At 68.8% G+C, this 8,182-nt stretch carries 10 protein-coding genes; 3 read left to right on the top strand and 7 right to left on the bottom strand.

The annotated features are described in order from the left end of the window. Window positions 1–667: GNAT family N-acetyltransferase (locus VF665_RS06040; protein WP_331052517.1), on the bottom strand; the 667-nt coding region annotated here is incomplete at its 3' end. Next, window positions 651–1,475, bottom strand: coding sequence for an amidohydrolase family protein (locus tag VF665_RS06035; RefSeq protein ID WP_331052516.1), 825 nt, complete (start codon window positions 1,473–1,475; stop codon window positions 651–653). The genes VF665_RS06035 and VF665_RS06040, both read right to left, overlap by 17 nt. A gap of 291 nt (window positions 1,476–1,766) precedes the next feature. Between VF665_RS06035 and can the strand changes: the two genes are divergently transcribed. Continuing rightward, on the top strand, window positions 1,767–2,429 hold the full coding sequence (gene can, locus VF665_RS06030; protein WP_331052515.1) for a carbonate dehydratase: 663 nt from the start codon (window positions 1,767–1,769) through the stop codon (window positions 2,427–2,429). 172 nt (window positions 2,430–2,601) lie between these two features. Here the strand turns inward: can and VF665_RS06025 are convergent, their stop codons facing one another. Next, complete coding sequence (locus VF665_RS06025) at window positions 2,602–3,429, bottom strand: phosphatase PAP2 family protein (RefSeq protein ID WP_331052514.1); 828 nt, start codon at window positions 3,427–3,429, stop codon at window positions 2,602–2,604. Between the two features lie 68 nt (window positions 3,430–3,497). Between VF665_RS06025 and VF665_RS06020 the strand changes: the two genes are divergently transcribed. Both VF665_RS06020 and VF665_RS06015 read left to right on the top strand, forming a co-directional pair. Beyond that, complete coding sequence (locus tag VF665_RS06020; protein WP_331052513.1) at window positions 3,498–4,433, top strand: ABC transporter ATP-binding protein; 936 nt, start codon at window positions 3,498–3,500, stop codon at window positions 4,431–4,433. Beyond that, a complete protein-coding gene (locus VF665_RS06015) occupies window positions 4,430–5,149 on the top strand; it encodes a hypothetical protein (RefSeq protein ID WP_331052512.1) in 720 nt (239 codons plus the stop codon). Before VF665_RS06020 ends, VF665_RS06015 begins: the two co-directional genes overlap by 4 nt. Window positions 5,150–5,453: 304 nt before the next feature. Here VF665_RS06015 and VF665_RS06010 read toward each other — a convergent pair whose 3' ends face one another. The 4 genes from VF665_RS06010 to VF665_RS05995 all read right to left on the bottom strand — a co-directional run bounded on the left by VF665_RS06010 (window position 5,454) and on the right by VF665_RS05995 (window position 7,994). Then, on the bottom strand, window positions 5,454–6,236 hold the full coding sequence (locus VF665_RS06010) for a hypothetical protein (RefSeq protein ID WP_331052511.1): 783 nt from the start codon (window positions 6,234–6,236) through the stop codon (window positions 5,454–5,456). Window positions 6,237–6,243: 7 nt separating this feature from the next. Continuing rightward, window positions 6,244–6,657, bottom strand: a complete 414-nt coding sequence (locus VF665_RS06005; RefSeq protein ID WP_331052510.1) for a hypothetical protein — start codon at window positions 6,655–6,657, stop codon at window positions 6,244–6,246. Between the two features lie 114 nt (window positions 6,658–6,771). Then, the gene (locus tag VF665_RS06000) at window positions 6,772–7,554 is read right to left on the bottom strand and encodes a hypothetical protein (protein WP_331052509.1); all 783 of its coding nucleotides are present in this window, start codon (window positions 7,552–7,554) and stop codon (window positions 6,772–6,774) included. Next, a complete protein-coding gene (locus VF665_RS05995; protein ID WP_331052508.1) occupies window positions 7,551–7,994 on the bottom strand; it encodes a hypothetical protein in 444 nt (147 codons plus the stop codon). Before VF665_RS05995 ends, VF665_RS06000 begins: the two co-directional genes overlap by 4 nt. Window positions 7,995–8,182: the final 188 nt, after the last annotated feature.

The following is an 8,182-nucleotide window of genomic DNA, read 5'->3' as shown; positions in this document are numbered from 1 at the left end:
CCACCGATTCGCGTCCCTCCAGCTTGCGGAGCATGTAGCCGAACGTGTCGCTCTGCAGCGGGAATCGCACCCGGTACGCGCGGCGGTAGATGTTGTACAGCAGCCGCGCCACCTCGTCCGGCGGAAGCTCGGCACGCGCGTCGGCCACGGGCTCGCGGTACAGCACGTATCGGCCCTCCGTGCGCCGCGACTGCCACGGGTGAAAGTACGGCATGTCAAAGGGAATGGCGGCGCCGTGGCTCACCAGCGTGCGCAGCCACGGGCTCTCGCGCCGCACCTCGCCCACCACCCAGTCCAGGTCGCGCCCCGCGCTCTCCCGCGCCTCCGTGCGCATGGCTTCCACCAGTTCCGTGCGCAGCGCGCGGCCCAGTTCCCGCCCGCGCTGGTCCTGCCGCACGGCCAGATAGGTGATGAACCCCGCGTTGACGCCTTTGAGGTACACGCCCGCGGCGGCCGCGACCGGGTGCTCCGCCGGGTCCACCATGGCCAGCAGGTGATAGCTGCCGTCCATGGGCATGCCGCGGCGCCGCTCCTCGATCTCCGTCAGCAGGTCCTCCACCGGCTGCACGTCGCCGATGGAGTGGACGATGAGTTCCAGCGCGCGCGTGGCGAGCGGAAGCCGCTCGTCATCCACCGTCACCAGGCGCAGGTCAGATTCGCCGGCCATCCGCGCCCTCCACGCCCAGGCGAAAAACGTGCGCCGCGTTGCGCCACATGAGCCCCTCGCGCTCCTCCGGCGTGATCTCCAGCCGTTCCGCGAATCGGAGATAACTGGCGATGTCGCTGATGGGCCAGTCCGTGCCGAACATCAGCTTGCCGGGGTCGTTGATGAACGCCGCCGTCTCGTTCACCTTGCCCAGCGCCAGCCGCTCGTACCGGGGCTGAAACTCGCCCAGCGTAAAGCCCGAGATGTCGCCGAACACGTTCTCGTTCTTGTAGATGACCTGCATGGCGTCCGTGAACCAGGGGTTGCCCAGGTGGCAGATGACGAACGTAACGTCGCGAAAATCCACGGCCACGTCGTCGATCTGCAGCGGATGCGCGTGCTTGATCCGGGCGGCCGGATTGTAGGTGTCGCCGGTGTGGATCATCACCGGCACACCGAACTCGGCGGCGAGGTGATACACCGGGTGCACCTCGCGGTCCGTCAGAAAGAACGGCTGATAGCCGGGATACAGCTTGAGCGCGCGGATCTTTCCCCCGCGCAGCAGGCCGCGCAGGTAGCCCACCTGGTCCGCGCCCAGCCGCGGCACGTCCACCCCCGCCACGATGCCCATCCGCGGATTGTCATCCACCAGCTCCAGCAGTTCCTGGGCAGAGGGGCGCTCCTGGTTGACCACGTACGACGAAAGCACGAGCGCGTAGCCCACGCCGTTCGCGTCCATCTCGCCTTTGAGCCGCGCATACCGCTCGCGCAGCGTGGGCGGATCGCTCATGGCGTAGCGGTTCAGGTGGGTGTGGCAGTCGATGATCAACGGTGCGCGCGGTTCGAGTGGGCGCCGCCGAAAGGCAGGGAGCGTACCACGCCCGCGATGGCCCACGGTTCCGGACACAGACGTGTCGGGCATCCCATGAGCAGGCTCGTACCGATGAGAACACGCGGATCCCGTCCGTCCAGCGCACCGCGGGGACCGGAGGGGAACTCGCGTCTCCTTTGTACTTCGAGCGAAGGTCGGCACGGCCCGGGCGCGGCACGGCCTTCGCGGAACCTGCTCTGCTCCGCGCACCCCGCGCGGAGCAACCCTGGAACGCACCACCGACACACCGTGCGCACGCTTCCTTACATCCTTCAGCAGAACCGGGAATGGGCCGAGGCCGTAAAGGCCGAGGACCCGGAGTTCTTTGCCCGGCTGGCCCGCCAGCAGACGCCCAAGTACCTGTGGATCGGGTGCGCGGACAGCCGCGTGCCGGCCAACGAGATCCTGGGCATGATGCCGGGCGAACTGTTCGTGCACCGCAACGTGGCCAACGTGGTGGTGCACACGGACCTGAACTGCCTGAGCGTGCTGCAGTACGCCATCGACGTGCTCAAGGTGGAGCACGTGATCGTGGTGGGGCACTACGGGTGCGGCGGCGTGCGGGCGGCGCTGCAGGACCGGCGGCTGGGATTGATCGACAACTGGCTGCGCCACGTGCGCGACATCCGCGACAAGTACGTGCACGTGCTGGAGGGGCTGGACGAAGAAGAGCAGATGGACCGGCTGTGCGAGCTGAACGTGATCGAGCAGGCGATGAACGTCTGCCAGACCACCATCATCCAGGAAAGCTGGGACCGGGGCGGGCCGGTGAACGTGCACGGGTGGATCTACGGCCTGCGCGACGGAATCCTGCGCGACCTGTCGATGGTGGTAACGCCGCAGGACGATCCCGTCGCGGTGATGGCCGGCGCCGTGGAAGGAGTGCGCCAGCGGACGCGGGACCAGCGGTAGCGCTCCCGGGCAGTGCTGACCACCGGCTCCCGCAACGGCGGGGCGGCGGCGACGGCGGTTCGCGCGGACGGTGAGGTGCGGCGCCAGGACCGCGTGGATCGCCGGAGACACAACAGAACACCCTCCGTCCGGAACCGGGCGGAGGGTGTTTTTCGCTCTCTCGAACAAACGGCTAGGACTCGGCGGGGGGCGTAGTCAGGTCGCGTTCTTCGGCGGCGACCTGCGGGCGGCGGTGGCGGAAGTAGCGCACGGCTTCCATCCCCAGGCCGCAGGTGACGGCCCACGCCGCGCCCGTCATCAACCCGCCCAGCACGTCCGACGGATAGTGCACGCCCAGGTACAGCCGCGACGCGCTCACCAGCCCGATCACCAGCGCGGCCACGGCCCAGGTGCACCACTTGAGCGTTCGCGTGGGCATCAGCCGCCCGATCAGGAACCCCAGCGTGCCGTACACCACCATGCTGGTCATGGCGTGGCCGGAGGGGAACGACGCGGTACCGGCGTGCGGCGTTCGCCAGGGAAACACGTCCGGCCGCGGGCGGTTGAAGGCGCTCTTGAGCGCCATGTTCACCAGCCCCGACCCCAGCATGCTCACCCAGAGCAGCGCCGCCGACCACCGGTGCCGGCTCACCCACAGAAACGCGCTCGCCACCAGCACCACCATCCACACCACCAGCCGCGCCCCCAGCGCCGTCACCTCCAGCGCGGCAACGTTCAGCGACTCTGACCCGTGCTCGCCCATCCACCGCAGAATGGCCTCGTCCACCTGCTGCGTACGCCCCGCCATCACCCGGTTCGCCAGCGTGGCAAAGGCGATGGAGCCCACCAGCACCACGGTGAGCCCGAGGGCGAGAAACACGCCCAGCGCGGCGCGGAACCCCTGCACGTGCCGCCCGATCCAGCGCAGCAGCGCGAACAGCCCGTCGCGGGCCCGGGCTCCGGGTCCGCGGCGGGGCTCCGTGCGCCGCTCCACCAGTGTGCTTTCCGTCCGGGTGCTCATGCGGGCCGCGGGGCGCACGTTCCATACCTGCCTTGCGCGAAGCGGGGCGCGGGCGGTACGCTCCCGGCATGATTCATCTTACGGATGTGGGCAAGGATTTTGGCGGGCCGCTGGCCCGCCTGCGCCGGGAACGGGTGCGCGCGCTGGACGGCGTCTCGCTGCACGTTCCCGCCGGCACGGCCGTGGGGCTGGTGGGGCCCAACGGCGCCGGAAAGAGCACCGTCATCAAGCTGCTGCTGGGGTACCTGCACCCGTCACGCGGCGGGGTGGAGGTGGGCGGCATGCTGCCGCGCGACTACGTGGAGCGGCACGGCGTGTCGTACGTCCCCGACCGCGTCACCCTGCCCCCCTGGTGGACGGTGCGCGGCGCCCTGCGCACCTTTGCCGCCCTGGCCGAGGTGGATGACTGGGAGGAGCGGGTGGAGCGCGAGATGGCGCGCATGGAACTGAACGAGGTGGCGCACCGCCGGGTGCGCGCGCTCTCCAAGGGCAACCTGCAGCGCCTCGCCCTGGCGCAGGCGCTGCTTGCGGACCGCAAGGTGATGGTGCTGGACGAGCCCACCGACGGGCTGGACCCGGAGTGGGTGGCCCGGGTGCGTGAGGTCCTGGCGGGCTGGCGCGCGGCGGACCCGGAGCGGGTGCTGGTGTTCGCCTCGCACGATCTGGACGAGGTGGAGCGCGTGGCCGACCAGGTGGTGGTGCTGCGGGCCGGACGCGTGCACGAGGTGCTGGCCACGGCGGGCGAGGGGCCGGTGCCCTCGTGGACGCTGGTGGTGGAGGGGACGGAGTCCGCGCGGCTGGTGGAAAAGGCCTTTCCGGGCGCACTTCCCCTCACAGGCGAGGCGCACGCCTTTCGCGTGGAGGCGGGGAGCGCGCGCGACGTGAGCAGACGCGTGCAGACGCTACTGGAGCGCGGGGGCGTGGTGCGCGCCCTGACGCCCGGGGGCGGGTCGCTGCGCGAGCGATACCGCGCCATGGGCGCCCGGCGCCGGGGGCCCGCGTGATCCCGGTGATGCTGCGCGGCATGCTGCCGCGCCTGGCCCTGGTGGCGTTGGCCGGGTGGATGTTCTACCTCCTGGAGCCCGGCTTTCACGAGCACGCCACCGAGCTGGCGGGTGAAGAGGTAGGGCTCAACCTGGGGTACCTGGGGATCGCGGCCAGCCTGAGCAACCTGTCCGCCTTTTCCATGCTGATCCTGCTGGGCGGCTCGCTTTCCGGCGACCGCGCCAACGGCTGGTACCGCATGTACTTTGCGCACCCCACGCGGCCGCTGGCCTACTACGGGGTGCAGTGGCTGCTGGCGCTGGTGCTTTCCGTCGCGGCGTCCGCCGTCTTTCTGGTGGTGGGGCAGATCGCCGCGTGGGGGGAGTTCCAGGGCGGGTGGAGCGGCCTGTGGCTGGCGCTGCTGGCCGCGATCAGCTACGGCGGCATGATCGCCGTGCTCTCGGTGCTCATTCGCGGCGACACCTGGGTGGCGCTGATCCTGTACATCACCAACTACGTGTGGCTGCAGGCCATCAGCCTGGGGGTGCAGCCCGTTCCCGGCGGGTTCGCGGACGTGCTGGCCCTTCTTCTGCCGCCGCAGCTGGCCCTTTCGGACGTGTTCGACGGGATCCTCGCCGGGCAGATCGCCTGGGTGCCCAGCGCGTACGCCGCCGGCTACGGACTGTTCTGGCTCATCGTCGCCGGCGTTCTTCTGCGCATGCGCGAGTGGCCGTAGGGTCGATCACGTTGCTCAAGGGCACGCGCAGCACCGAATGTTTTCACCCAGATGAGCAGAACAGGCGCTCGGGCAGGGGGAGCGACCGCCGCGAACAACTCAGACCGTCGCCCAAAGCGGCGGGCAATGCAGACGATCACAACAACGCCGATCAGAACACTTCCACTGCGCTGCTCCTACAACATGAATCTCGCAAGTGAGGGCCCGCGCCAGAGTATGATGGAACTATGAATGAGGGGCTCCCTGTTCGGGAGCCCCTCATTCATAGTTTGCTTCATCGCGATGAGGTGGCGGACCGTTCGCCTCAGCCGAACCAGCCGGCGCCCGTGTGAGAGGCGACGGGCCTGCGAGAGGCACCCATCAGGCCATCGACCCGCGTCCCCGCCAAGACCATCCGGTACCGCCACGCGGCCATTGCCAGCATGGATGAAACCAGCAGTGCACGGATCATCAGGATGTGAGAGGGCTTCGGAGACCAGACCGACGGATCGTTGATCGACGCAAGCCCCGCAAACCACATGACGTTCAGCGCGACGGAAAACGCGTACACGGCCAGCACGCCCCAGTTCAGCCGGTCCATGGCATCGTTCAGGAGGGCGATGAACAGCATTCCGAAAAGCAGAACCAGTTCCACCGCATCCAGCCGCGCCACTGCGGCATAATGCACCGCCGCAACCAGGCGGCCCTCCGTAAATCCAACGAGGCATCCACTCGCAAAGCCAAACGCCAGCGTGGCGCCCATGAGCGCCGGCAGCCGCGGCAGAACGAACCGGGGGCGGAGCGCCAGACCGAACAACAGACCGCAGCACGCCAGCAGAAGAAAGGTGCGGCCATGGTTGAACACGGGTGCTGCAAGCAGGTACATCCGCATGGTTCCCGACTCGGCGCCGGCCCTGATTGCCGCCAATCCCCAGAGGTTCTGAACCGAAAAGGTCAGGCCATGAAGGGTGAACACCGTTCCTGTCACGCGCCACGCCGCTACGTGAGTCGCCGAGGCGGATCGCGCGCGAAGAGCGACTCCCATCGAAACGAGCCCGACGGAGAGAAAGAGCAACGCGCCCGCGAACTGAAGCGACCAGGTCAGCATGAGATGATCAGGTCGGGGTCGGAGGCGGATCGTCGGTGCAGTGCGGCGGGCACGTTGCCGCCGAGTTTTCGACGGTGAACGTTTCCGTGGCGCTCCAGTCGCCCACCTGCTCGGGGTTGCGGCCCTCGTCGTACAGGTTGATGGACAGGCTGTGCAGGCTGTGGTTGGGATCGTCGACCGTGATGGTGAGGTTGCGGCCGTTCCTGCCCTTGCCGCGCAGCGTGATCACATGGCGCTTGGGGTGTCCCTTGCCCTTGGTGTTCACCGGCTTGCTCTTGTCCTGCTTGTACAGCTCCTTTACGGAGCCGTCATCCTTGCGCGACACCGTGCAGCGGCTGGCGAACGCGGGATGGAAGGTAACGTCGTAGTCGGCGTCGGCGGTCACGGTGACGTGATCCGCGGAAGCGTTGTCCTGCGCCATGGTGTGTCTCCGGATGTGGAACGAACGGGAGGGGGTACTGCGGACCCCTGAATCTGCACAGAATGCCGAGCGCGGGCAAGTGTTTCCACACGCAGGGTGATACGGAAAGCCGCATCAGCCGTCCGAGAGCATGCGGCCGGGGTTCCCGCCGCGAACGGCGTGCAGCCGCTCGAACAGTGCGGGTACGGCGTTCCCCGCGCGGGCGTGCTGCAGCCGGCGGAAGGCCAGCATCACCATCACCACCATCGCCAGGCCGTTCACCCAGTAGAACGCCACCCACGCCGCGGGCTCCACCTGCACCCTCCACCACGCCAGGATGGTGAACAGGCTTACGGAAAACGTCTCCTTGACGGCGTACGCGGCCAGCGCCAGCCAGAGCAGCTGGTCCAGCCCGTCGCGCGCCACGCCGGCCAGCAGAACGGCCAGCAGCACCACCACGGCAATGCAGTACATCACCGCCAGCAGGGTGATGTACGGGCGCAGCTCCATGTCGCCGTAGCGCGCCGTGAGCACCGTTCCCGCCACGATGGCGAGCAGAATGGGCGCGGTGCCGTGGCGCGCCACCCTGCCCACGCTGGCGGCGGGCACGGCGAGCATGGCCCCCATCACCAGCGCGGCCATGATGACGCCGCACTCGCGCCCCACGTTGCCGGCCTGCAGCCAGCGCACGGCGGTGCCGTACGCGGCGGAGCCGGGGTCCATGCGCTGCACGTACGGCGCGGCCAGGGCGTGCGCCGCGCTGTACGCCCCCACCGCCGCGAAGCACACGCCGGTGGGGAACCACGCCGCGAACGGCCGGCTCCAGCGCATTCCCTCCATTCGCCGCCACGCCGCCAGGCTGAGCAGTCCAAAGGGGAGAATGAGCAGGGTCGCGACGGTCTGCAGCAGCAGGTTCATCCGCCGCCGCCGACGGGAATGATGGGCGGGCACATGGGCGGGCAGAGCACGGTGCCGTCCAGCACCTCGATCTCCTCGTCCTCGCCGCCGCCGGCCAGGCGGGGTGAGCGGCCGCGCAGGCGAATGACGATGCTGTCGATTTCCTGATGCGGGTCGTGCACCACCAGGCGCACGTCGCGCGCCGACGGCCCGCCCTGCACCACGATCTCGCTGGTGTCCCACGGCTTGTCGGAGCCGGCGGGGAGGATGAACGGATCGTCCGGGGCCTGCTCGTACACCACCACCTCCTGGCCCGCGCGGCGCACGGCCAGGCGGCGCACGAAGCCGGGGTAGAAGTCGGCGACGTATCCGTCTTTTTCCTTCCTCTTGCGGGAGGGGGACGGCGGGTTCCGCTGCACGTACTCCGGGTCCGGCCGGTCCTGCGAATCTGCGCTGCTCATCAATTCCGTCTCCGTCTTTGTGTGTGTCTGTTGTGTCCGGTACGGCATGATCGCGGCAAAGCTTCTCTCGCGCAAGAACCTTCTTCATACGATCGGGCGGGGACGCCGGGCTTGCGTCTTGCCCGCTCCACCGCAGGTGCCGAACTCCCCCCAACACGATCCCGGAACGGAACTGATGGACAGACGGT

The organism is Longimicrobium sp. (assembly GCF_036387355.1).
Taxonomy (GTDB): domain Bacteria; phylum Gemmatimonadota; class Gemmatimonadetes; order Longimicrobiales; family Longimicrobiaceae; genus Longimicrobium.
This window is presented reverse-complemented; position numbering and strand designations above follow the sequence as displayed.

Excerpts from the sequence above, each read along its gene's own strand:
- VF665_RS06020 (WP_331052513.1), top strand. The coding sequence starts at position 3,498 with ATGATTCATCTTACGGATGTGGGCAAGGATTTTGGCGGGCCGCTGGCC.
- VF665_RS06010 (WP_331052511.1), bottom strand. The coding sequence starts at position 6,236 with ATGCTGACCTGGTCGCTTCAGTTCGCGGGCGCGTTGCTCTTTCTCTCC.
- VF665_RS06005 (WP_331052510.1), bottom strand. The coding sequence starts at position 6,657 with ATGGCGCAGGACAACGCTTCCGCGGATCACGTCACCGTGACCGCCGAC.
- VF665_RS06025 (WP_331052514.1), bottom strand. The coding sequence starts at position 3,429 with ATGAGCACCCGGACGGAAAGCACACTGGTGGAGCGGCGCACGGAGCCC.
- VF665_RS05995 (WP_331052508.1), bottom strand. The coding sequence starts at position 7,994 with ATGAGCAGCGCAGATTCGCAGGACCGGCCGGACCCGGAGTACGTGCAG.
- VF665_RS06000 (WP_331052509.1), bottom strand. The coding sequence starts at position 7,554 with ATGAACCTGCTGCTGCAGACCGTCGCGACCCTGCTCATTCTCCCCTTT.